We start from the raw sequence: 23593 nt of genomic DNA, 5'->3' as shown, positions 1-23593 counted from the left end.
ATCAATACTGATGCATCTACATAGTGGTCCCAGAGCTCAATCGACTTTTCTGCAGATTGAATCAGGTCAGACACAAAAACCCACGCGTCGAAGATCTGACCTTCGAAGAAGATACCTTGTTTGGGCGCTTCAGCGCGCGCTTCGAGAGCGTTGAAGACTTTTTCGAACTTGATGTTTGTTTCGGTTTGTTTATATTCCAAAGTATTTATCCTCAAATGCAAATCGTTGTTTTGATTCCGCATTTTTCTCATGTGAACAAAAGCATTCATTATGCAAATGCTTGTCTGAATAGCCACAGTACTATTGATTACTGCGGAAAGCATGGCTACTCCCTGCTCAGAAAACACACTCGGAAAGGAGGATGAATGTTTAAGTATTTGAAACCGGTCGCAAATTGCGACCAGTTGGTTCAATTCTTCTTTTGTGAGTCTGAAACGGAAATTCTCAGGAAAACGTGTTGAATTTCGTTTCACTTGTTCGTTGATACGTTTTGTTGGGACCTGGTAAAACTCAGCAAGATCGCGGTCAATCATAACGGGCACTCCGCGTATGGTGAAAATCCGGTTTTCAATTTCCGGAATTACCAATCCTGAATCAGTTTCTTTCATAATAGTAGTTTTATGCAGCAATATTCACAGTCAATTCATTGGCGATGATATAAACCCTGTTGACTTCCTGCCCGTCTGATGTGGTTGTATTATGGCTCCGCAGGCGGCCTTTGAGCGACACATGGCTGCCGCGCCTGACCATGTCAACGGTTTTTCTGGCAGCATAATCCCAAGCCACAATCGTGTGCCAGACTGTTGTGCGGATCCATTGACCACTACTGTCGCGAAACAGTTGATGTGTTCCCAGCGAGAATCTTGCCTGGAGACGATTTTCGCCAAAGCGCTGAAAAACGGGATCACTTCCTGCATAGCCACTCAGTTCAATTAGATTAGATGGCCATGCTCGCTCTTTTTTTTCTTTTTTTGGTTCCTTTGCAACTTTTTCTGCTTTCATAATCGGAATTTTTGGCAAATGTATTTGCTTCTTACTGCGAAAGCCGGTAATAAGCATTTACTTTCGGATATAAGTATTTGTAACTGTTTGTTGTCGGCTACAATAGCTCCAGAAAACAAATATCACTCATAAGTGCTCAGGCGCAATATTCTTATCTTTGATAAAAATCCTCACTATGGAATCATTCAACAAAAACTGGCTGGCCATTATTTTGATTGCCATTGTATTTGCGGCACTTGGATTCATTTTCGGATGGATAATGAAACCGTCCGGTATCGGAAATTGCAAGCAGGGCGGACCTATGATGGAAATGATGAAAATGCATTCCTGCGAATCGCCCGAAATGTTTACGATACCTCTTGATGAAGATGCTGCAGACTCTCTTGAAAATCTTGATGTAAAAGTGACTGTAACGAAAGATGGCGACGTGCTGAAAGATGCAGACAAAAAAGTGATCGTTAAGAAAATTGTGATTGACTAATTATGTTTATCATGAGAGTCAAGATTGTTTTCTTTTTATTTTTTATAATACCGACAGTTGCTTTTAGTCAATCGAAAATGAAAGTATTTAAATTACTTACGGATGTGGACCATAATTGGCTTTCATGCAGCTACTTCTATTCTGTAGAGCTTGGTGACACAATGAATATTTCTTTAGAATCTTGTGATTGTGACCCGAATGTCTTTTACTATTTCAAAAAAAACTATGCATGTATCTATTTTGATGGAAGTTCCAGATATTCTGAGCCAGAAAATATTAGGTGGGCTCTAAAAAGAGTAAACAGGGAAGTCATACTAAGGTTAGAAGATTATCGTGATGGAGTTTTCGAGTTTAAAATATTGAACATTAACCAATATTATATTAGTCTTGCGAGAACTTATTAATAGCAAAAATCTTTCAAAGGGTTTATAAAAAAACAAAAACCAACCGATTGGCTTTAATACTAGACCTGGTCACGCGTCTCCTGACGCGTGACCTACCACCTCAAAGGAGCTTCGCGTCTTCTTGTCTCTGGGGCGGAGTTTATCCCGCCATTTTGCACTTCGACGGAGTTTATCCTGCGGGACGCAGGGCTCAGTGTGACAGCGGCGTGGCCCAAGACTAAGATATATAGCGCCTTTAGCGTATCCAATGGCGCTTCGCAGCTTTCTTTTATGCCTTCGGCCACACGATCCTGTAACGATTGTAACGACTGTAACGCGTAACGAAAGTCATTTCTTAATCTAACTGGCCACTGACTACTGGCTACTTTCAACTATTCATACACAACCAGGAAAATATCCTCATTGTCGCGTTTCATCAGATATTTTTCACGGGCGAATTTCTCCAGCCGCTCATTGCTACTCACTACTTCCAGATAGGTTTTTGTGTCGCGATGAATTTCATCAAGGTAAAATTGTCTTTCTTTTTTGATTTTGTGCAGCTCGCTCCGCAGCGACTGCTGATGAACGAAATTATTCTGGTCGAAAAAGCCCAGCCAGACTACGAAAACCATCGTAGCGATAAAATATTTGTTTTTGATGACCGCCCAGATCTTCTTATTCATTGTTTGCAAAAATAAAAAAAACTGTCCAGCCATTTTTCATGCAGGACAGTTTTTATCAAACATCTAAAGTTGATATCCTTATTTCAGGACAGTAATCCAGTTGTGAGTATCGGGCTCGTCGCCATATTGAATTCCTGAAAGCTTCTGATACAGAGCGGTGCTCCATTTTCCGGCTTTTCCGTCTTTGCAGAATTCGTATTTAGTGCCGGTTTCCAGATCTTCGATCAGTCCAATGGGCGAAATAACTGCAGCAGTGCCGCAGGCGCCCACTTCTTCGAAAGAGCCAAGCTCGTCGAGCGGAATGGGGCGTTTTTCAACTTTCAGCCCCAGATCTTCGGCCAGTACCTGCAGACTTTTGTTGGTAATGGAAGGCAGAATTGAAGAGCTGCTGGGAGTCACGTAGGTATTATCCTTAATTCCAAAGAAATTGGCAGCACCGATTTCATCAATAAATCTTTTCTCTTTGCAATCAAGATACATCGGCGATCCATAGCCGGCTTTGTGCGCTTTCATAACACCGGTGAGGCTGGCTGCATAGTTTCCGCCCACTTTTATGGTGCCGGTTCCCAGCGGAGCTGCACGGTCGCTGTCTTTAATAATTGCAATTTTCACAGGATTGAATCCTTCTTTAAAATAAGGACCAACCGGGGTTACAAAAATAATGAACATGTATTCGCTGGCCGGTTTTACGCCTACTTCGGCACCTGAACCAAACAACAACGGACGGATGTACAACGAAGCTCCGGTTCCGTAAGGTGGCAGATAATCAAGATTTTCGAGGACGGCTGTCTTCACGCATTCGAAAAAGAGGTCTTCGGGGACTTCGGCCATAAGAATTCCCTGCGCACTGCGTGCCAGACGCTTTGCATTCTCATCCCAGCGGAACAAGCGCACATCGCCATCTTTTCCGCGATAGGCTTTCATTCCTTCAAAAGCTTCCTGCCCGTAATGCAGAGCTGTAGCGGCTATGTGAATATTCAAATATTCAGAGTCCGATGTTTCAGGTTTCGACCAGGCGCCGTTTTTATAATAGCACCGGACGTTTTTTGCTGTCTTTTGATATCCAAAAGGCAATTTTGACCATTCTATATTTTCCATATCAGTGAGTTATAGTTTCGCTGCTAAAGTACATATTAATTCATAATCAGGACATTTTCGGCAGCAAATATTATTTCAAATGAAAGGTTGATGCAAATCAATGAATTCAATGAAAAAACTATAAGGAGTTATCATCTGGGACACGTGTGACACCTATGACGCGTCGCAAGCGTCCCAGCAGTCACAGTGAAGAAATTTGAGGACATGATAACTCTGCAAGTAAAATATTCACTAATGCATTTAGTTTGAGCATGTAATATTGTTGTATATTTGATTTTATATTTTGATTTCACCATCTTTGGCTACATTTTTTTAGAAATTATTATTTGTATGTCTGATCAAAAAAACATTACTCAGGGATTTATACCCACACATGGTGGTTACAGAAATCTTTTCAGTTATCAGAAGGCAGAGATAGTTTATGACGGCACTGTATATTTCACTAAACGTTTTTTCAATAAATATGACCGTACTGTAGGTCAGATGGTTCAGGCAGCACGTAGTGGAAAGCAAAATATTGCCGAAGGAAGTATGGCTTCGGCCACTTCGAAAGAAACAGAGATTAAGTTGACTAATGTGGCGCGCGCCAGTCTGGAAGAGCTTCGGATTGATTATGAAGACTTCCTGCGCACAAACAAACTCCAGGTCTGGGACAAAAATCATCGTCTTGTTGCCCGCATTCGAGAACTCAACAGAAGTACGCCGACACCTACTTATGAAACTTTCAGAAAAGCAATTGAGCATGAAAACCCTGAGATTTGCGCCAATGCAATGATTACATTAATACAGATTACAACCTATCTGCTGAATCAGCAAATCAAACAACTGGAAGCTGCTTTCCTGAATGAAGGCGGCTTAAGGGAAAGGATGACTCACGCAAGAGTACAGCGAAAAAACAGCAAAGAATAGTCTTCTGGGATATATGAGACTCGTCGCATTAGTCCCAGATGTCCCAGAAGAAGAAAACAGCAAGATAGTATCACTCTGCCAATGAAACATTCACCATCAGCTTCTCCAGTTTTTTCTTGAGTGCGAAAGCATTGCCTGAATAATTGTTCACAATAATGCAGAAGGACATCATTTCATTTTTCTGGTTGGGAACATATCCTGCGTAGGCGCGTACCGTTTTCATGTATCCGCTTTTGGCTCTGAGCTTGCCTTTTACAGTGGTGCCCTCAAACATGGTTTTCAACGTCCCGCTTTCGCCTGCAATTGGAAGTGATGCATATAATGTCTCAAACCATGGCTCGGTGCGGATATTCATGAGGAAGGTGCCCATGGCTTTGGGTGAAACCCGGTTGGCTTTCGATAACCCGCTGCCATCGTAGAGTTTCATGCCTTTGGGGTCAACGTTGTTTTTATCGAACAGCTCATACACCGCTTTCAGCCCGCTTTCCCAGGAACCACTACCGTATTTTTTTAGTCCTGACATTTTCAGGCAAGTCTCTGCAGCGACATTGTAGCTTTTATTGTTGGTGTATTTAATGATTTCGGATAATGGCTGCGAACAATAGGTCAGAAGCGGTCTGCCGTACTCTCCGTTGTTTAGATAATAGCCACAGCATTTTCCTGAAACGACGATTCCTTTTTGTTTAAGAAATGATTGCACCGCAATGGTGAATCCCAGCGCCGGATCGGGCGTTGAGCCATATACTTCGACATTGCTTTTACCTGGAGGGAGTGTGCCGTCGATCATTCGTTCTAACTCAAAGGGATTGCCCCACACAATGCTGTTGTCGCCTGTTCCGCTGCGCCCGGCAGTTGTTTTATTTTCAAGAATAAAATTTGCAAAAGGCGGGAAAACAGATTTATAGGTCGTTTTCGCACCGAAAGTGGTAGGTGTGCTAAACGAGAGTGTAATGGCATTGCCATCCCAAATAAGGCCTGAAGTGCCGGCTCCGTAGTAGTTACCGCGGTCGTCATCGGGATAAGTGTCTGGAATAATCAGCGAATCAAAGACACCTGCATAGCCACAGATATTTCCTTCAATGCGCTTAATGCCGCTTCGGTTCAGGGCTGCATACAACGAGTCAATGAATTTTTCTTTGGCGAAAAACGGAAATCCGATGGTAGGATCTGCGCCTCCAACAATATTCAGATTGCCGTGAAGGACGCTGTCTGAGCCAATTTCACCGTCTATATACACGCGCGTGGTAAAACGAAATGTGTCACCAAGTGCTTCCAGCGCGGTGGAGGTAGAAGTAAGCTTTACGATAGAAGCCGGAATAAACAAACTATCTGCATTATACTCCTCAACCACTTTTTTCTGATCACAGTTGAATACGATCATTCCCCAATTGCTCTGTTTCAGGTATGGATCATTTTTCAGATCAGCGACAGATTGTTTCAATAACTCATTTTGAGCTGATACAATTGAAGCAGATGCTATCAGAACAGATATGAGAAGGATTTTTAATTTCATTTTTCTCTGATTTTTTCTCTGATGAGCTTCAGCACCGAGTTCAGTTGAGAATCTGTTTCAAAAATAAGGTCACTTGCCGATTCGGGCAATTCCACATCGGGCATGATTGGCGTAAGCACCGAGGGGTTTGTGTCCTGATTGAATCTCAGGATACTTATGTAGCCAATAATTCCACTGTTTGGCAACTCGAATTCTGTTGGTTGACCAAAGGTCCCCGAAACTGTGCAGCCGGCCGGCAGTCCTGTAAAGAGAGTATTCGGGCGCTTTCGGAGCGTATTGCAGACCAGACCTGTTGTTGAAGCGCTCATTCCATCGAACATTACAACAAGAAATCCTGAATATACTTTCCCGGACCGAAAAGGTTTCACTTGTTTTTCGTAGGTTGTATCGATCAATCCTTCTTTTTTATTCCACAGGCCGCGCATAGCTTTATTGCCAAAAGTGTATTGCAGTAGTCTTACAATTTCCGGTTGAAACGGGGTCTGTCGTATTATTTCACGCTGAGCAATTTTGCTTGATCTGGAAACAAGATTGTGAACATAGGTATATCGTTCCTTCATCAGGAATCGGGTAAGAAACTTGCCGTAATCGGCAAATCCGCCTCCGTTGTGTCTTAGATCGAGAATTAATGCAACAGGTTCAAGTCTATTAATATGCAGGAATGCATTCTTAAGAAAGTAGCGGTACTCGCCCGGATTGCCGCCCATAAAAGATTCTATGCGAATATATGCGATGGTTTTGTCGTCGGTGAATCCGAATTGATAGGGGTGTTTCTGTTCGTCAAACCCGTTTTCGAAATAGTCGGAATACAAGCTGAGTTTAGGATCCACTCCCGGAAGAAAATTATTCAGCGTGTCTCCATTGTATTCAATCAGAATCGTATTTACAGAGTCGACATTAAAATACAAAGGATAAACAGATGGGAAATGATATTCTGCAATTTTCTCGCGGCTGTGAATGTTTTCGCCTTCTGAGGCAGAATGCAGCATTAAGATGTCAAATATCGAATCAGACTGAACGTCGTTTATGCTGATAATTCTACCACCTACCATGCATGAGTCAAAAAAGTCTCCCTTGATAAACAATTCGCGGTTGCTGCAAAAAACATAGAGTGGCAGATACAGATTTCCGGCCTGTAAATAATCGTTGCTTTCTGCCGGCAGAGAGAGCGAGCAATGAATATCGCGTACTGAGCTGAACACAGGAGTTAACCTTCGGTAAAGTTCAGTGGCAGAAATAGAATCATCAAGCCCGGAACGCAAAGTGTCGATTCTGAAACGAAGCAGCGATGTATCTGTAACCAATGCCAAATCAACGTGAGTACTGAAGAAGAGCTTTTCAAAAAAAGAAACATCTGATTGTGCTTGTGCTGGCGAAAGCAATGGAATATCAGTCGTTTGAGCATTACAGCGCAACTGATTCAAAACAAATATCAACAGAAAAACCTTCAGAAACTTCATGAATGGCAAAGATAAAAAAATGCAGCACTCCTTCATATTAAATGAACGAATTTAGTGCTGTAAAAATTTGAATTTCAATTTTTAAACATTACTTTTGCGTTGAAAAGAAATTTTATGGAATTGATTCTGTCGCTTCTTCATACAGCATTGACGTTAACCGGGATTATTCTGGTTATGATGTTGATGATTGAATTCATCAATGTACGCAGCCAGGGCAAATGGCTGAAAAAGATGCAAAACAATATTACAGGACAGATTTTTCTTGGGACATTTATGGGCTTGCTCCCCGGGTGTTTCGGGACTTTTTTCATTGTATCGCTTTTCACGCACGGCAATGTTGGTTTTGGCGCCCTGGTTGCCACTCTGATTGCCACCTCGGGCGACGAAGCATTTCTAATGTTTTCGATGTTTCCGGTTCAAACAATATACATTCACATTGGGTTAGCTGTTATTGCCATTCTTGTCGGTTTTGCTGTTCATTTTATTTTCCGGAAGAAAACCATAATGGTGCGGAATATGCATTTTGAAATTCATCAGCTTGATCATTCGCATGAGCATGAAAAACACTCCATTCGTGAAAACCTTAGGAATATTTCATTTCCACGTGCATTATTGATTTTCGGACTCGCTCTGGTTATTGTGAATTTGCTTTTCGGAACCGGTATGCATGGGCATGAAGAAAGCGAGCATTCCGTGATGAAACATTTTCATTTCGAAGAATATATCAACTATATTTTTGCGGGGCTTGCTTTACTAACATTAATTGCTTCATTCAGATTGCCGGATCATTTTATCAACGAGCATTTGTGGGGGCATGTGATTAAAAAACACTTTCTGAAAGTATTTCTTTGGACTTTTGGCGCCCTCATTCTCATTGAGTTTGCACTTCCCGAGCTGAATGCCGAAATGTGGATGAAAGAAAATCCAATAACGCTTCTTTTAATAGCCTGCGTAATTGGTCTCATTCCTGAATCAGGACCGCATATGGTTTTTGTCACCATGTTTGCCGGAGGCTACATCCCGCTGGGAGTGCTGATGGGCTCCAGCATTGTTCAGGACGGACATGGCGCATTGCCGCTGCTGGCCGAATCGCAGAGGAGTTTTTTAATTGCGAAATTCATCAATATTTTGGTTGGTTTTATAGTCGGCTATGCGTTTATATTATTTAATATCGGATTTTGAAACCATTGATACCAATCATTTCTTAAGTAAAAATGGATATGACCGAGAGCGAAAAATTGGATCGAATCAAATTTCTCACAGCCGAACTCAACCGGCACAACTTTCTGTATTATTCAAAGGACCGGCCTGAAATTTCGGACTATGATTTTGACATGCTGCTCAAAGAGCTGGAGCGTCTGGAGAAGGAAACCGGTCATGTGGAGCCCGATAGCCCAACTCAAAGAGTCGGAGGTCAGATAACAAAACAATTCGGCAATGCCGAACATATATTCCCGATGCTTTCTTTGTCGAATGTGTACTCCGTAGAAGAGTTGACAGATTTCTTTACGCGCTGCACCAAAGCCGGCGGCGATGATGTTGAATTTACCTGCGAACCCAAATACGATGGGGTTGCCATCAGTCTTGTTTACGAAAACGGCTTGCTGATTCGCGCGGTCACGCGTGGCGACGGGGGCCGGGGCGATATCGTTACCGCAAATGTAAAAACAATTCACAATATTCCGATGCGCCTGATGGGAAGCGGATTTCCACAATTGTTTGAAATGCGTGGCGAAATTATTCTTCCCTTTTCTTCGTTTGAAAGAATGAATCAGGAAAGGTTCGACAACGGTGATGAACCCTTTGCCAATCCGCGAAATGCGGCTTCGGGAACGCTGAAATTGCAGGATTCATCGGAGGTTGCTGCCCGTCGTCTCGATTGTATGTTGTATTCTTTTATGAGCGACGAAGTGGTTGCTGACACACATTACGATGTGATGCAAAAGGCAAAAACCTGGGGATTTAAAATACCTGATTTTGTGCGCCGTTGCAAAGGTGTCGATGCAGTGAAAGCATACCTTGATGAGTGGTCGGAAAAACGCAATAGTCTTCCTTTTGCCATTGATGGTGCAGTTATCAAAGCCAACAGCATCGCGCTTCAGGAGCAGATGGGCTATACCGCCAAATCGCCTCGCTGGGCGGTTGCGTATAAATATAAGGCCGAAGCAGCATGCACAAAATTGCTGTCCGTTGAGTTTTCAGTAGGACGCACCGGTGTGGTAACACCTGTTGCAAACCTCGATCCGGTGCAACTTGCAGGCACTACAGTGAAACGGGCTTCGCTGCACAATGCCGACATTATTTCGACGCTTGATGTTCGCATCGGCGATTCGGTTTATGTTGAGAAAGGTGGCGAAATCATTCCTAAAATTACAGGTGTTGAGTTATCGCTGCGTCCCGCTAACAGCGCACCTTTTGAGTTCGCAAAAAAATGTCCTGAATGCGGAACAATGCTGCAGCGTAATGAAGGTGAAGCCGGGTGGTTTTGTCCGAATGACATGGAGTGTCCCCCGCAAATCAAAGGAAAAATTGAACATTTCATTTCTCGCAAGGCAATGAATATCGATAGTCTTGGCGAAGGAAAAGTGGAGCTTCTGTTCGACAAGGGGCTTGTAAAAAATGTGGCTGATTTGTATTCGCTCCGAGCCGATCAGTTGCTGGGACTTGAAAAGTCGATGACCAATGATACCACTGGAAAGACGCGTGTGGTGCGGCTTCAGGAAAAGAGCGTTGAGAATATTTTGAAAGGAATTGAAAATTCAAAAACAATTCCGTTCGAAAAAGTTTTGTTTGCGTTGGGTATCCGACATGTGGGAGAAACGATTGCCGCGAAGATTGCACGCAACGTTGAGAGTATGGATCGGCTATTGTTTTTACCTGCCGAAGAGCTGGTGCAAGTCGAAGATGTGGGTATTATCATCGCAGAGAGCATTGTAAGCTGGCGCCAGTCACTCAATCATATGCAGCTGATCGATCGTTTGAAATTGGCGGGACTGCAGTTCAAAGTCCAGAAGCAGGCCTTACAGAGCGAAAAGCTACTTGGGCTAACCTTTGTAATCAGCGGTGTTTTTTCGTCGCCTGAGCGCAGAAACGAACTGAAGAAAATTGTTGAGCAAAATGGTGGAAAAGTTGCTTCATCGGTTTCTGCAAAAACAAATTACTTACTTGCTGGCGACAATATGGGGCCGGCCAAGCGTAAGGCCGCAGAAAAGCTTGGCGTGAAGATTATTGACGAGAATGATTTTTTGATGATGATATCATAATGCAATGTGCGCAAATGATTATTGTCGCAATGAATTTCAATGATAAATCACAACACATTTTCCCAATAGGTGCTTCCATTCTTTGTTACACGAAATTCCGGCTTGAGTCCTGTTGCCTGGCTAAAATCGTGTATGGCTTCGTATTCGATCGGGAGAATTAATTTTCCTTTTTTATCGATGACTCCACATTTATTATTTTGATAAACAACAACAAATTGCTGATCATACCATGTGTGGCCAACAATCATGTCGTAAATAAATTCTGTAATTAATTTTCCTTTTCCGTCAATGAGCGCCCACTTGCTGCCTCTCTGAACAGCGGTAACATCGGTAATGAAATCAAATACCCGGTCGTAAACCGGCGCCACAACTGCTTTTCCTGTAGTGTCAAGAAATCCGTATTTATTATTCTCCTGATAGAAAACACGATTGTTGTGAATTTCGTAACCCAGATGTTTGTACTTGCATGGAATGATTTCCTTTCCTTTGATATTGATGTAACCATACAGCGAATCACGCAACACCATTGAATACGGATTCGGATCTTTGGTGTACATGATTTGTCTGAATCCATTGAATTGCTGATACAGTGGCGGAATGAGAATATTGGTCTCAATATCCATAAGACCAAACAATCCGTTCTTTTTAAAAATCAGGTTGCCGGTTAAATCGAACTGAACCAATTCATATTCACAGGGAATAATGATTCGGAAGTTTGAATCAATCACACCAAACATTGTATCACGGCGGAGAAGCGCAATGTTTTTGTCTTTCCAGAACTGGCCAATTTCTTCATATACGCAGGGCAATATTATTTTCCCTGATTTATCAGCCAGTCCAATTTGTTTATTACGGCTGAGACGATAAAAATCTTCACCAGGCATTTTATAGAGTTGATCGTAAATGACCGGCAACACTACTATTCCAACGCTGTCGGTGAGTCCGTACAGATATCCACGGTTGACAATATTTCCAATGGTTTTGCGCCATTGGACCATGTGATCACATGCCTGAATGCGGTCGCCAAGTGTGTCGATGCAGAATCGTTCTCCTTCAAATTGTACCAGCGCGTATCCGTCGCGGCCGAAGTTTTCCGAATCTTCGAAACGGCAAGGTATGACTTCTTTTGCATGCTTATTTATGTAACCCCAGTGACCGTCGCGAAAAACCCTGGCTAGTTTCAGATCACTGGCATAAAAACTTTCACATACTTCGTAAACCGGCGCCATAACTTCGGTGTACGATGAATCAATAAAACCAATACGCCCATCTTTTTTTACCATCGTCACCGGATATTGATTTATGTTTTCTGGATTGATAATCTCATCGTAGTCTCCGATGGTTCGCACAATGCTTTTATCAATGCGGTAATGCTTTTTGATTTTACCGTTTTTTACAAATGAAATCAGCTCCTGACTTTCCCAATTGTATGAATCGTATTCTATTGGAATTATTTCTTTCTGTTCCTTGTCCATTACGCCCCACTTTCCGTTGAGTTGCACCAGCAGATTGTTTCTTAACGGCCAGAGCGCTTCATATTTTATCGGGACTTTGATATTGCCGAAAGAATCAATCAGCCCCACTGTGCAATTGGTAAACGGACTGAAATCTCCTTGAAAGTATAAGTCTGATTTATGAGCTGTATCAACATTCGAAAAATTATACACTTTATAGAACCCATTGAAAAAGTTCATCGGCTGCGGGCTGTAGGGCCATACTCCATCTGAAAAAGCAGTTTTCCCGGCATGTGTCGGGATTAGCTGATGCATTAAGTTGTTGCTTCTTTTGTCAAGTGGCACATCTTTGAACAATGCATTGAGTGACTCAAGCGACCAGAATGTGTTGTATGCGTTAATGATATTTCCGGTGCTATCGCGGAAGAAATATTCATTGGGCGGGGGAGGCGGTTCGAGCATGCTGTACGACATAGCGCGTGGCTGTGATTGCTCAAGAAAAAATATTTTCCGATCCCAATAGGCCAGATGATCGACTTCTATCATTTGAACTCCATTGTAAAAGGGATAATAAATGGTGTCGATCTGTTCCGGCATGCGCGGTCGGAAAAAGTCTTCAATATCGCTTTGCGCGCGGCATGATGACACTGCTGTGATAAATATTGCTGCAAAAACAATGAGTCTGTTCATATTTTTCATAGGGCGCCGCATTGCACAAGGTTCGTGCCGCGAAAAAGATATTGAAAATCAATTTCTCATTTATTCATACCTTTGAAATTAAATTACAGAAGGATATGAATTACGATGTCATTGTTATTGGAAGTGGTCCCGGTGGATACGTAGCTGCCATCAGGGCTTCGCAGTTAGGGATGAAAGTAGCTGTTGTTGAAAAGGCCGAAGTGGGCGGAATATGCCTCAACTGGGGTTGTATTCCAACCAAAGCCCTGATGAAAAGCGCTCAGGCATTCAAATACATGAAACATGCTGCCGACTACGGGATCAAACTCGAAGGGGAAGTGAAACCCGATTTTGCAGCCATTGTTTCGCGCAGCCGCGGTGTGGCCGATGCCATGAGCAAAGGCATTCAGTTTCTGTTCAAAAAAAATAAAATTGAAATTCTCCCTGGTTTCGGGAAACTGATGCCCGGTAAAAAAGTGGAAGTGACAGCCGCAGACGGCACCAAAACGATGTACGATGCCAATCACATCATTCTCGCTACCGGAGCGCGTTCGCGTGAACTACCCGCATTGAAACAGGATGGTAAAAAAATCATCGGATATCGCGAAGCCATGACTTTGCCTCAACAACCCGAAAGCATGGTTGTGGTGGGCAGCGGCGCGATAGGCAGTGAATTTGCGTATTTCTATAATACCATTGGAACAAAAGTGACGTTGATAGAATTTCTACCAAACGTTGTTCCTGTCGAAGACGAAGAAGTAAGTAAACAACTTGAACGTTCGTTCAAAAAAGCCGGCATGAGCATTCTCACTTCATCGGAAGTAACAAAGGTTGATACAAGTGGCGATAAATGCAAGGTGTATGTGAATACAAAAAAAGGCGAAGAAATTTTCGAAGCCGATGTAGTATTGTCAGCTGTTGGTGTTGCAACCAATCTGGAAGGACTGGGGCTTGAAGAAACCGGTGTTGCATTCGAACGCGGTAAAGTTCTGGTTGATGATTTCTACCGAACAAATATTGATGGCGTTTATGCCATCGGCGATATTGTAAAAGGTCCGGCCCTGGCGCATGTGGCTTCGCACGAAGGGATTATCTGCGTTGAGAAAATAGCCGGCATGGATGTTCATCCGATTGATTACGGAAATATACCTGGCTGTACCTACACTTTTCCAGAAGTAGCTTCGGTTGGTATGACCGAGAAAGCCGCAGTGGAAGCCGGATTTGAAGTCAAGGTTGGTAAATTTCCATTCACCGCCAGCGGTAAAGCAAAGGCAGCAGGTAACACCGATGGATTTGTAAAAGTTATTTTTGATGCAAAAACCAATCAATGGCTGGGGGCTCACATGATCGGTGACAACGTGACTGAAATGATTGCCGAAGCCGTTGTGGCGCGCAATATGAAGGCCACTGGCTACGACATTATCCATTCTGTACATCCGCACCCGACCATGAGCGAAGCCGTGATGGAAGCAGTTGCTGCTGCATACGACGAAGTAATTCACTTGTAAAATTTATTCGCGCAACACCCAATAACCATGTGCGGAATTACCGGCGTTTTTTCCCGTAACGACAACGGAAGTAAGTTTTTTGATGCACTTCCCGATGCGCTTGCAACGCTCAGGCAGCGCGGCCCCGATTATTCAGCAACAAAAAGTGGAGATCATTTTCTTTTCGGGCATGCCCGTCTTTCCATCATCGATGTAAGCGAAGCATCGCATCAACCCTATGTTTCGGAAGATGGACGCTACACGCTGGTGTTTAACGGAGAGATTTTTAATTTTCGTGAAATCCGCACAGAGCTTGAGAAACATGGACATACTTTTCGCACCAGTGGTGATGTGGAAGTTGTTTTAAAATCGTTCATTCAATATGGCGTAAAGTGTTTCGAGACTTTCAACGGATTTTTCGCCATAGGTATTTTTGATTCACTGGAACAGCGACTGGTACTTGCCCGCGACCGTTTCGGAGTGAAACCATTGTTGTATTATTCCGAAGCATCGGCCTTTGTTTTTGCTTCGGAAATGAAAGCCATTTTGAAATATCCGATTCGTCGGACACTTGATGAACAGAGCGTTTACGAGTATTTCAGATTGACGTATATTCCGGAACCCGACTCAATTTTTCAGGAAGTAAAAAAGCTGGAAGCCGCTCATTATGCTGTAATCACAAAAGATAAAACGGAAATTCATTCGTATTATTCCATTGGCAATGATGCGTTCAAAGGGAATTACCAGGATGCATGCGAGCAGCTCAGGGACTTGCTTTCCGACAGTGTTCGCACGCGGTTGATATCGGATGTTCCGATCGGTACTTTTCTGAGTGGTGGTATTGATTCCTCTATCATTTCTGTGCTTGCAGCTCAGCACGATCCAAATATACATGCCTATTCAATCGGATTTCCGGATGCGCCGTATTACGATGAATCGGCGTATGCCTCGGAAATTGCACAGCGTCATTCTTTAAAGCACACAATCATTCCGGTGACCGAAGTAGACTTTCTAAAAGCGCTGCCAAACGTTCTGGAATATATTGATGAGCCGTTTGGAGATTCCTCGGCCATTGCAGTGAATGTATTGTCCTCGTTTGTGCGGCAACATGTAACTGTTGCGTTATCGGGCGATGGAGCAGACGAAGTGTTTGGGGGTTATCGCAAACACCGTGCGCTGGCAATGATTGCGGGTGCCTCGCGCGCAAAAATGATGGCTTTTACGGCTGCTGCTGCCATCCCGGGTGTGTTTGGTCGCGGTAGCAGATTTTCTGATAAAATGCGTCAGGCACGGCGAATGGGAAGAGTTGCATCAATGCGGCCTGGCGAACGATATTTATTTTTGGCAGCTTTTCATTCCGGTCGAGAAGTGTCGCATTTACTGCATTTATCGCGACATTACAGCATGAACAGGGTTCGCGGCAGACTCGATCTGGGGCATCCCGATGATATGAATTCGGTATTGCGCAACGATATGAAACTTGTTTTAACTGGAGACATGTTGAGAAAAGTCGATTTGATGTCGATGGCAGCTTCACTCGAAGTGCGATCTCCATTTCTTGACTATCGTATAATTGACTTTGCCTTTTCTTTGCCATCTAAATGGAAATTCGATTCGTTGCAAACAAAGAAAATTTTGTCTGACTCATTCAATGATATTCTTCCTGAAAGCATTACCCAAAGGCCAAAGCATGGATTTGAGGTCCCTGTGGGTAAGTGGATGAATGGCGCTTTACTGAACAATATCAGTAATGAATGGTTTGATGATAAGTTCATTAAACACCAGGGAATATTTTATCCGGAGAAAATGCAGCGATTGAAAAATTCGGTTGGGCGCGGTAGTGGATTGCGCGACCAGAGCTTGCTTTGGTCAATTATCGTATTTCAGAACTGGTGGAAAAAATATATGTAATGGCTGAAAAAATAAGGGTATTAAGAATTCTAAACAGATTTAATTTAGGCGGTCCAACCTACAATGCATCGCAATTGACGAAGCATTTGGAGCCGGACTTCGAGACTTTGCTGATTGGCGGTCCCAATGAATTGAATGAACACGATTCGCTTCACATTCCGCACTCACTTGGAATAGAGCCTGTCATCATCGAGTCGATGCGACGTTCGATGAATTTTGTTCTCGACCGGGCAGCTTACCGCGATGTGAAAAAAATCATTGCTGATTTCAGACCACACATTGTACACACGCATGCTTCGAAGGCTGGAGCTGTAGGCCGCAGCGCTGCATATAAGATGAAGGTCCCCATTATTGTGCATACATATCATGGACATGTTTTCGAAGCCTATTTCAGCAGTTTAATTAGTTCGTTTTATAAGACCATTGAACGAAATCTTGCACGCAAAACAGATGCGATCGTTGCATTGAGTGTAAGGCAGCAGGCTGATCTGGTTAGTAGATTCAGAATTTGTAACAAAGATCAGGTTCATGTGATTGCCAATGGCTTTGATCTGACAAAATTTCAGGAAGAAAAAGCAATCAAAAGATCACTTTTCCGAAAGAAATATCAGCTTCAGGATGATGAGTTTGCAATTGGTATAATTGGCAGAATGGTTCCGGTGAAAAATCACACAATGTTTGTCGACGTTGTTGATCGTGTATCACAACTGCATCGTGGAAAGGTCAGGTATTTTGTGGTAGGTGATGGTGAAACAAACCTTGAGGTACGACATCGCTTTAATCAGAAAAATATTGCCACAAATGACAATACGGATCCTGACACCATGGTTCATTTCACCTCGTGGCAAAAGAATGTGGATGAAATTATGTCTGGTCTTGACTTGCTTGTACTGACTTCGCTGAATGAAGGCACCCCGGTTTGTCTAATCGAAGCTCAGGCTTCGAATTGTCCGGTGGTAAGTACAGACGTTGGCGGCATACGCGATATCGTGATTGATGGCAAAACGGCATTGCTTTCTCCTTCGCAGAATGTTGAAACCATGAGTAGAAACATTGTGAAACTTATCACGGACAAAATCCTCTATGAGTCAATGTCCTCGCAGGGTTGGGAATTTGTGGGCGAAAGATTTCAATATCAACGGATGGTTGAAGACATGAAAGCTTTGTATTACAACCTCATCGAATTAAAAAAGGTTAAACTGGATTGACTTTCAAAAAAAGGTCGAAATACAGAATTATATTTCGTCAATTGAAATAATCAGGCATTTTATATAATGGTAACAAAACTACGTTTTCGAACGTAGAAAAGACAATTGTATAAAAAAAGCTACCTTTGACAATAGTTTGGTCTGTTATGTTCAGAAAAATATTTGTATTAATTGTTTTAGTATCAGTCTTTTTCGCTTCTTGCAATCGGGCTTTTTATCCGTCCGATATGTACAAAGTGAAAGACCGTGCTACATTTGCCCCGGCATCGGAACTGCTTGTGCCCGGTGAGCCACTGATTCAGATAGGGGATAATTTGACAATAAATGTTTATTCAAACAAAGGCGAGAAGTTACTTGAACCCCTGAGTGCCGCATCGCAGCAAGGTGCGGGAGAAAGTTCCCCGATTGTTTTTACGGTCGATTCTGCCGGATACATTGCGCTGCCTATAGTCGGACAAACTCTTGTTGCAGGACTAACAACGGATCAGTGCGAAAAAGAGATTGTTGCTCTGTTTGCTAAATCGGTCGTAGAACCTTATGTTCAGATCTCTCTGCTGAACAAACGGATATTTTTCATGACCGGTGGTACAACCCAGACTGCTACTGTTATTCCTTATGTCAACGAAAACACTACCCTTGTTGATGTGATTTCTTCAGCTGGCGGAATCAAAGAAGGGAAGGCCTATTCCATCCGGTTGATACGAAATACAACTGCCGGATTAAAAATCTACGCCATTGATCTTTCCGATTTTTCGCAGGCAAAGTATTCTTTTGTTCAGGTACTTCCAAATGACATTGTGTATGTAGAACCGCAACACAGGCCACTCAGAAAGTTTATTGAAAGTCTGGCGCCTTATCTGACATTAGTTTCTACAGGTCTGCTCATTTATAATTTTACACGTTGACCAAACCATGACCGACAGCCGCAAAATTAAATTCAACGACGAATTCGATTTCAAACTTTTTCTCAATATCACGAGAAAAAGTCTGATATATATTATTGTCTTTTCGGCATTGTTGTTTACCGCTGTTTATGTTTATCTGCGCTATACCCAGCCTGTTTACGAATCTGCTTGTATAGTTCAGATTAATACGGATGACAAAGCCGAAAAACTATTTGACAATAAGACGTACTACGAGGATGACATTTACAGGAAGATTGAAATTATGCGCTCACCGGTGTTTATGCAGCGTGTCGTTTCGAACCTTCCGCTTGGAGTAAGCGTATTCGCAAAGGGAAATATTCTTAATTTCGAGTTATACGATGATGTTCCGTTTGATATTAAATATGAAATCGTCGATTCTACTTTTTATGGTGTACCATTGCTGATCGAAGTCCATGATACAGGTTTTGTAATCACCGAAATTAATGGAATTCAAACGGACAAAAGTTTCAGGTTTCATGAGCCGGTTTCACTGCCTCAGGTGAATTTTGTCCTCACACCAATAAATAATGACGCCCATGCTTTTTTCAAGTCCAATAGAAACAAGCAGTTCATAGTCCAGTTTAATAATCTCACGGATATTGCAGCCCAGTATTCGCAGCAAGTGAACATTGCTGTAATAAACGATGTTGCAAAAACCATCCGAATCAGTCTTAAGGATTACAACCCGCGCAAAGCTGCAGATGTTGTGAACAGTGTGGCAAAAGAATTTGCGACTTTTGAAGTCGAGTATCAGAAAAATAGTTCCAACAGCATTCTTGAATTCATCGACTCACAGCTTGGGCAGGTGGAAGAAAATCTGGATCAGACAAAAGATTCACTACAGCAGTCGTCGGCACCTTCTGTTGATTCAAGCCTTGATCGTACTGCACTTCAATCGAGACTTTTCGAGCTTGACAATCTTATATCGGAGAATTCATCAGAGGTAGAATCGCTCGAGATTTTTTATAAAGCATTTTCTTCAGGAAATGCCGATATCATTACGTTGCTTCCTTTAATCAGTGGTATTGAATCACAGGTTTATCTGTCGCCTTATTTGCAGTCGCTCAAAGATCTTGAAATGCGCAAGCAGGAATTACTTCTGCGCGTGACCGAAAACTCTACTGCAATTGAAAGTATTAATGCACAGATTGAGTTTCAGAATAAAATTATCCGTGAAAGCACAATCGGCTTATTGACGAAATACAAACGGCAGTACCAGCGCTACGTAGCAGAAAAGAACAACATTCTTCGTATGCTGGGCAAACCTGTCATCGGTACCATGGATGATCAAAGCCGGATTGAGCGCTATTATTCGGTGAATGAAAAGTTTTACAACCAGCTGATTGAGAAGAAAATCGAACACAGTATTGCTCAGGCCGGATATGTGAGTCAGCTAATCGTATTGCAACCTGCGCAGTCCAATTTTGCTCCGGTTTCTCCCAACAACAAACTCATCTGGATTGGAGCATTTGTTTTCGCAATGGTCCTCAGCTTCGCATTTCTCATTCTTCGATACATTTTATACAATGAAGTTGTCTCCTTGCGCGATGTGAAAAAACTCACCACAGTCCCGGTACTTGGTGTAATTCCAAAGTACAAAAGTTTTATTCCCGTCAGTCAGTTGATCGTCGATACACGACCCCGTTCTTTGCTTGCGGAGGCACTCAGGGCCATTCGTACGAATCTGCAGTTTATCAAAAATATTACTCAGGCGAAAGTCATTGCAATATCGAGCACGGTGTCAGGTGAAGGAAAGACTTTTGTCGCCATCAACTTCGCCGGCGTATTGGCATTCAATAACAAGAATGTAATTGTTCTCGATTTCGACTTGAGAAAACCAAAAATCCATCTTGGATTTAATACCGACAATGAGAAAGGGATTTCGTCAATCCTGCTCAAAATAAATACGGTAGAAGAGTGCATCAAACAGAGCAGTATCCCTAATCTTCATTTCATCACAGCAGGACCTACGCCCATCAATCCATCAGAACTAATTCTGACAAACGAAACCGACGAGCTCCTGACATTCCTGAAGACAAAGTACGATTATATAATCATGGACACGCCTCCCATCGGGCTTGTCAGCGACGCCATGAAGCCACTGCAGTATGCAGATTATCCGATTTATGTTGTAAGAGCAAATTATTCAAAACGCTCCTACATTTACAATATTGAAAAGCTGTATCATGAAAATAATTTGCGTTTCATGAGTATTATTCTCAACAATGTTGACCCCGAAATAACCGGCGCCGGCAGTTCTATGGGATTTGCCTACGGCTATGGCTATGGTTATGGCTACAATAATTCGAAGCATGGTTATTATGATTCAGAAGACATAGTGAAGAAATCATGGAAAGACAGAATTTTTGAAAAGTTTAGAAGAAAAGACGATGGAAGTTCAAACGTTTGATTGCGAAGGCCTTTTATTGATAAAACCAAAAGTGTTCACCGATGATCGGGGACACTTTCTTGAAACCTATCACTTGCAGAAGTATCGTGAACTCGGCATCAGCAGTGAATTTATTCAGGATAACGAAAGCTCATCGCACCGTTTTGTGTTGAGAGGATTGCATTTTCAAACTCCCCCCAATGCGCAGGGAAAGCTGATCAGAGTGGTTCACGGAAGTATTTTTGACGTTGCTGTTGATATCAGAAAAAATTCTCCGACATATGGGAAGTATTATTCAGCAATACTTTCAGCTGTAAATAATTTTCAATTCTGGATTCCTGCGGGTTTTGCGCACGGATTTTTGTCGCTTAAAGAGAACACCGTTATTAACTACAAATGCACTGCGAATTACAATGCAGCTTCCGAACGAACATTACTCTGGAATGATCCGGATTTGAATATTGAGTGGCCTGAAAATCCGTTGATTGTTAGCTCTAAAGATCAGTCAGGCGATTTCTTTCGTAATTTTATATCACCGTTTTAATCAATTCCGGTATGGTTTGGACTGATATTCTGATTGTCGTCGTTTTATTCTTTGGGTTTTCATTAATCATTAATGGATTGTTCCTGAAGTTTTCAAGCACATTGGGATTGCGCACTGCAAAAGAAACCGGCGTCAGGTGGACTTCGACGCAGAAACCTTCATTTGGAGGCATTACATTCTACATTCTTTTTCTGATTTCGGTGATTGCCTATTCAATGCTTGATCCGGATTCCGCCATCGCTCGCAATGTTGAATTTCTCGGACTAATGCTGGCTGTATCAATAGGTTTTATTGCCGGGTTGTTCGACGATGCTTTCAATACAAAACCATTCATTAAACTCGGCTTACAAGTCCTGACTGCAGTTGTCATCATTTTTTCCGGATCTGCAATAAATGTTACAGATATTGTTGTCGTTGATATGATCCTAACTATAGTGTGGGTGATTGGAATAATGAACGCGATCAATCTGCTCGACAATATGGATGCAATCGCATCGGTTGTTGTTATTTTTATTCTTTCATGCTTCCTGGTTATTATGCAACTCAACGGGCTGGACGACGGACCATATCTGTTCATTTCAATTGGGCTCATTGCAGCAATAGGAGGATTTTTGTTTTTCAACTGGAACCCCTCAAAACTATTTATGGGCGATACAGGCAGCATGTTTTTGGGAACGACTGTCGCGTTTTTGGGAATAAAATATGGATGGAATCTGGAGCTTGATAAAACCAGTGTAACAGACTTGCAGAAAATCCTGACGGTCCTGGTTATTTTTATTATTCCCCTGACCGATACAACCACGGTTTTTTTCAAACGCATTGCATCAGGCCGGTCGCCTTTTGTTGGCGGCAAGGATCACACCACCCATCATTTGTCCTACCTTGGTCTCCACGAAAGATCGGTGGCCATGATTTATTGCATCATTGGTCTTATTTCAATGCTGGCAACCGTAAAATTACTATCTTTGTTCAATCATTGGAATGGTTTTATTACCCTTGCTTATGTCTCTTTTGTTACTATTGTTTTCGGGGGTCTTTTCCATATTGCCCATCTCAATCGTGACAAAGAATAACCTTGAACGGGTAATCTGATTTATTTCAAGATCTTGTTGAATTTGCCTTTTCTTAGGAATATCTTATTCCCGGATGAAGGTGAAATTGTTTTTTTAATTGTCAAAACCCATAGCTCTCTTTCAGATCATGTTTGTAAAAAAATGGATAATCGGTGTCATCCTTAGTTTGGTCCTCATCATTGCAGGAATGCAGATTTTTATGTTTTCCGCCATTAATAATAACAGCAGGAATCCGGACGAGCAATACTTCAGCATGAGCCGGCAGACCGTTAAGGTTTTCCAACCATTTATTCCCGATTCACTCACCTTTTGTGGCGAGAAGGTCCCGACCGATCATCTGATTGTTCGTGAAAGACTTGAAAGGGAAATCATGGCCAATATGTACTGGCACTCACACACAATTTTACTATTGAAACGTTCGGGTCGTTTCTTTCCGATTATAGAACCTCTTCTCAAATCAAACGGCGTTCACGACGATATAAAGTTTCTGGCAATGTGTGAGAGCGAACTCACCAATGCTGCTTCACCCGCTGGCGCCAAAGGCTTTTGGCAGTTTTTGCAAAAGACCGGGTTAGAATATGGACTCGAAATTACCAGCCAGGTTGATGAGCGTAATAACCTGGAGAAAGCAACCATTGCAGCCTGTAAATACATCAAGGCTTCATTGTCAAGATTCGGCACCTATAGCATGGCCGCAGCCTCCTACAATATGGGCAGTGGCGGACTCCAGCAAAAAGTTACTGAACAGAAAAGCAACGATTATTATTCATTATTTCTGAATGAGGAAACTTCGCGGTATGTCTATCGAATTCTGGCTCTGAAACTCATTTACGACCATCCGTTAACATACGGATTTTTCATCAGAAATAAGGATATTTATCAGCCGGTCAAAATAAAATATGTTTCGGTTTCCGCATCAATACCGGATCTGGCTGTCTGGGCTAAAGAAAATGAGGTTTCCTATCTTGAACTGCGTTATCTCAATCCATGGCTGATATCCAATAGCCTGACAGTTTCCTCAGGCAAAAGTTATCAGATTGCCTTACCCATATCGATGAGCTATTCGAAAAGCCTAGATGAAATCGATGAGCCTTATACAATTTTTCAGGATTCAGTGAGAGTGGAGTAGCA

Annotated in this window: 21 protein-coding genes; 13 read left to right on the top strand and 8 right to left on the bottom strand. The window is 42.5% G+C overall.

Annotated elements, in window-relative coordinates; translation table 11 throughout:
• Together A2W93_08610 and A2W93_08605 are read right to left on the bottom strand one after the other, a co-directional pair.
• The coding region (locus tag A2W93_08610) for a DNA-binding protein (GenBank protein ID OFY55909.1) at nt 1–608 on the bottom strand (608 nt) is incomplete at its 3' end.
• A 10-nt stretch (nt 609–618) separates the two neighbouring features.
• Nucleotides 619–1002, bottom strand: coding sequence for a hypothetical protein (locus tag A2W93_08605; GenBank protein ID OFY55908.1), 384 nt, complete (start codon nt 1000–1002; stop codon nt 619–621).
• A 175-nt stretch (nt 1003–1177) separates the two neighbouring features.
• On the opposite strand from A2W93_08605, the gene A2W93_08600 reads away from it, so the two are divergent.
• Nucleotides 1178–1483 (top strand): hypothetical protein, encoded by a 306-nt coding sequence (locus A2W93_08600; GenBank protein ID OFY55907.1) that lies wholly within the window; start codon nt 1178–1180, stop codon nt 1481–1483.
• A 2-nt stretch (nt 1484–1485) separates the two neighbouring features.
• Nucleotides 1486–1887 carry a hypothetical protein gene (locus A2W93_08595; protein ID OFY55906.1) on the top strand — a complete coding sequence of 134 codons (402 nt, stop codon included), beginning with the start codon at nt 1486–1488 and terminating at the stop codon, nt 1885–1887.
• 92 nt (nt 1888–1979) lie between these two features.
• Here A2W93_08595 and A2W93_08590 read toward each other — a convergent pair whose 3' ends face one another.
• From A2W93_08590 to A2W93_08580, 3 genes are all read right to left on the bottom strand, one after another.
• Complete coding sequence (locus A2W93_08590) at nt 1980–2258, bottom strand: hypothetical protein (protein ID OFY55905.1); 279 nt, start codon at nt 2256–2258, stop codon at nt 1980–1982.
• Nucleotides 2259–2549, bottom strand: coding sequence for a septum formation initiator (locus A2W93_08585; protein ID OFY55904.1), 291 nt, complete (start codon nt 2547–2549; stop codon nt 2259–2261).
• A gap of 78 nt (nt 2550–2627) precedes the next feature.
• On the bottom strand, nt 2628–3647 hold the full coding sequence (locus A2W93_08580) for a branched chain amino acid aminotransferase (GenBank protein OFY55903.1): 1020 nt from the start codon (nt 3645–3647) through the stop codon (nt 2628–2630).
• Nucleotides 3648–3977: 330 nt separating this feature from the next.
• Between A2W93_08580 and A2W93_08575 the strand changes: the two genes are divergently transcribed.
• Nucleotides 3978–4556, top strand: coding sequence for a four helix bundle protein (locus A2W93_08575; GenBank protein ID OFY55913.1), 579 nt, complete (start codon nt 3978–3980; stop codon nt 4554–4556).
• A 70-nt stretch (nt 4557–4626) separates the two neighbouring features.
• On the opposite strand, the gene A2W93_08570 is transcribed toward A2W93_08575, so the two are convergent.
• On the bottom strand, nt 4627–6069 hold the full coding sequence (locus A2W93_08570; GenBank protein ID OFY55902.1) for a D-alanyl-D-alanine carboxypeptidase/D-alanyl-D-alanine-endopeptidase: 1443 nt from the start codon (nt 6067–6069) through the stop codon (nt 4627–4629).
• On the bottom strand, nt 6066–7529 hold the full coding sequence (locus A2W93_08565) for a hypothetical protein (protein ID OFY55901.1): 1464 nt from the start codon (nt 7527–7529) through the stop codon (nt 6066–6068). Before A2W93_08565 ends, A2W93_08570 begins: the two co-directional genes overlap by 4 nt.
• Before the next feature lie 114 nt (nt 7530–7643).
• Between A2W93_08565 and A2W93_08560 the strand changes: the two genes are divergently transcribed.
• Nucleotides 7644–8711, top strand: coding sequence for a hypothetical protein (locus A2W93_08560; GenBank protein ID OFY55900.1), 1068 nt, complete (start codon nt 7644–7646; stop codon nt 8709–8711).
• A gap of 38 nt (nt 8712–8749) precedes the next feature.
• On the top strand, nt 8750–10792 hold the full coding sequence (locus A2W93_08555) for a DNA ligase (NAD(+)) LigA (protein OFY55912.1): 2043 nt from the start codon (nt 8750–8752) through the stop codon (nt 10790–10792).
• A gap of 47 nt (nt 10793–10839) precedes the next feature.
• On the opposite strand, the gene A2W93_08550 is transcribed toward A2W93_08555, so the two are convergent.
• Nucleotides 10840–12957, bottom strand: a complete 2118-nt coding sequence (locus A2W93_08550) for a hypothetical protein (GenBank protein ID OFY55899.1) — start codon at nt 12955–12957, stop codon at nt 10840–10842.
• 83 nt (nt 12958–13040) lie between these two features.
• Between A2W93_08550 and A2W93_08545 the strand changes: the two genes are divergently transcribed.
• From A2W93_08545 to A2W93_08510, 8 genes are all read left to right on the top strand, one after another.
• The gene (locus A2W93_08545) at nt 13041–14432 is read left to right on the top strand and encodes a dihydrolipoyl dehydrogenase (protein ID OFY55911.1); all 1392 of its coding nucleotides are present in this window, start codon (nt 13041–13043) and stop codon (nt 14430–14432) included.
• A gap of 27 nt (nt 14433–14459) precedes the next feature.
• Nucleotides 14460–16322 (top strand): asparagine synthase (glutamine-hydrolyzing), encoded by a 1863-nt coding sequence (locus A2W93_08540; protein ID OFY55898.1) that lies wholly within the window; start codon nt 14460–14462, stop codon nt 16320–16322.
• Nucleotides 16277–17530, top strand: a complete 1254-nt coding sequence (locus tag A2W93_08535; protein OFY55897.1) for a hypothetical protein — start codon at nt 16277–16279, stop codon at nt 17528–17530. Before A2W93_08540 ends, A2W93_08535 begins: the two co-directional genes overlap by 46 nt.
• A 227-nt stretch (nt 17531–17757) precedes the next feature.
• Nucleotides 17758–18435 (top strand): hypothetical protein, encoded by a 678-nt coding sequence (locus A2W93_08530; GenBank protein ID OFY55896.1) that lies wholly within the window; start codon nt 17758–17760, stop codon nt 18433–18435.
• A 7-nt stretch (nt 18436–18442) separates the two neighbouring features.
• Nucleotides 18443–20866 (top strand): hypothetical protein, encoded by a 2424-nt coding sequence (locus A2W93_08525; protein ID OFY55895.1) that lies wholly within the window; start codon nt 18443–18445, stop codon nt 20864–20866.
• Entirely contained in the window at nt 20847–21389 is a 543-nt protein-coding gene (locus tag A2W93_08520) for a dTDP-4-dehydrorhamnose 3,5-epimerase (protein OFY55894.1), read from the top strand. The genes A2W93_08525 and A2W93_08520 overlap by 20 nt, the downstream gene beginning before the upstream one ends.
• Nucleotides 21390–21400: 11 nt before the next feature.
• Nucleotides 21401–22462, top strand: a complete 1062-nt coding sequence (locus A2W93_08515) for a hypothetical protein (protein ID OFY55893.1) — start codon at nt 21401–21403, stop codon at nt 22460–22462.
• A 127-nt stretch (nt 22463–22589) separates the two neighbouring features.
• Nucleotides 22590–23591 carry a hypothetical protein gene (locus A2W93_08510; protein OFY55892.1) on the top strand — a complete coding sequence of 334 codons (1002 nt, stop codon included), beginning with the start codon at nt 22590–22592 and terminating at the stop codon, nt 23589–23591.
• Nucleotides 23592–23593 lie beyond the last annotated feature (2 nt).

The organism is Bacteroidetes bacterium GWF2_43_63 (genome assembly GCA_001769275.1).
Classification (GTDB): Bacteria; Bacteroidota; Bacteroidia; order Bacteroidales; family DTU049; genus GWF2-43-63.
Note: the sequence above shows the minus strand (reverse complement) of the source record. Positions and strands in the feature narration are given on the sequence as shown.

Coding starts and splice junctions, on each gene's coding strand:
- A2W93_08605 (OFY55908.1), bottom strand. CDS start 1,002: ATGAAAGCAGAAAAAGTTGCAAAGGAACCAAAAAAAGAAAAAAAAGAG.
- A2W93_08600 (OFY55907.1), top strand. CDS start 1,178: ATGGAATCATTCAACAAAAACTGGCTGGCCATTATTTTGATTGCCATT.
- A2W93_08595 (OFY55906.1), top strand. CDS start 1,486: ATGTTTATCATGAGAGTCAAGATTGTTTTCTTTTTATTTTTTATAATA.
- A2W93_08585 (OFY55904.1), bottom strand. CDS start 2,549: ATGAATAAGAAGATCTGGGCGGTCATCAAAAACAAATATTTTATCGCT.
- A2W93_08580 (OFY55903.1), bottom strand. CDS start 3,647: ATGGAAAATATAGAATGGTCAAAATTGCCTTTTGGATATCAAAAGACA.
- A2W93_08575 (OFY55913.1), top strand. CDS start 3,978: ATGTCTGATCAAAAAAACATTACTCAGGGATTTATACCCACACATGGT.
- A2W93_08570 (OFY55902.1), bottom strand. CDS start 6,069: ATGAAATTAAAAATCCTTCTCATATCTGTTCTGATAGCATCTGCTTCA.
- A2W93_08565 (OFY55901.1), bottom strand. CDS start 7,529: ATGAAGTTTCTGAAGGTTTTTCTGTTGATATTTGTTTTGAATCAGTTG.
- A2W93_08560 (OFY55900.1), top strand. CDS start 7,644: ATGGAATTGATTCTGTCGCTTCTTCATACAGCATTGACGTTAACCGGG.
- A2W93_08555 (OFY55912.1), top strand. CDS start 8,750: ATGACCGAGAGCGAAAAATTGGATCGAATCAAATTTCTCACAGCCGAA.
- A2W93_08550 (OFY55899.1), bottom strand. CDS start 12,957: ATGCGGCGCCCTATGAAAAATATGAACAGACTCATTGTTTTTGCAGCA.
- A2W93_08545 (OFY55911.1), top strand. CDS start 13,041: ATGAATTACGATGTCATTGTTATTGGAAGTGGTCCCGGTGGATACGTA.
- A2W93_08540 (OFY55898.1), top strand. CDS start 14,460: ATGTGCGGAATTACCGGCGTTTTTTCCCGTAACGACAACGGAAGTAAG.
- A2W93_08530 (OFY55896.1), top strand. CDS start 17,758: ATGTACAAAGTGAAAGACCGTGCTACATTTGCCCCGGCATCGGAACTG.
- A2W93_08525 (OFY55895.1), top strand. CDS start 18,443: ATGACCGACAGCCGCAAAATTAAATTCAACGACGAATTCGATTTCAAA.
- A2W93_08520 (OFY55894.1), top strand. CDS start 20,847: ATGGAAGTTCAAACGTTTGATTGCGAAGGCCTTTTATTGATAAAACCA.
- A2W93_08515 (OFY55893.1), top strand. CDS start 21,401: ATGGTTTGGACTGATATTCTGATTGTCGTCGTTTTATTCTTTGGGTTT.
- A2W93_08510 (OFY55892.1), top strand. CDS start 22,590: ATGTTTGTAAAAAAATGGATAATCGGTGTCATCCTTAGTTTGGTCCTC.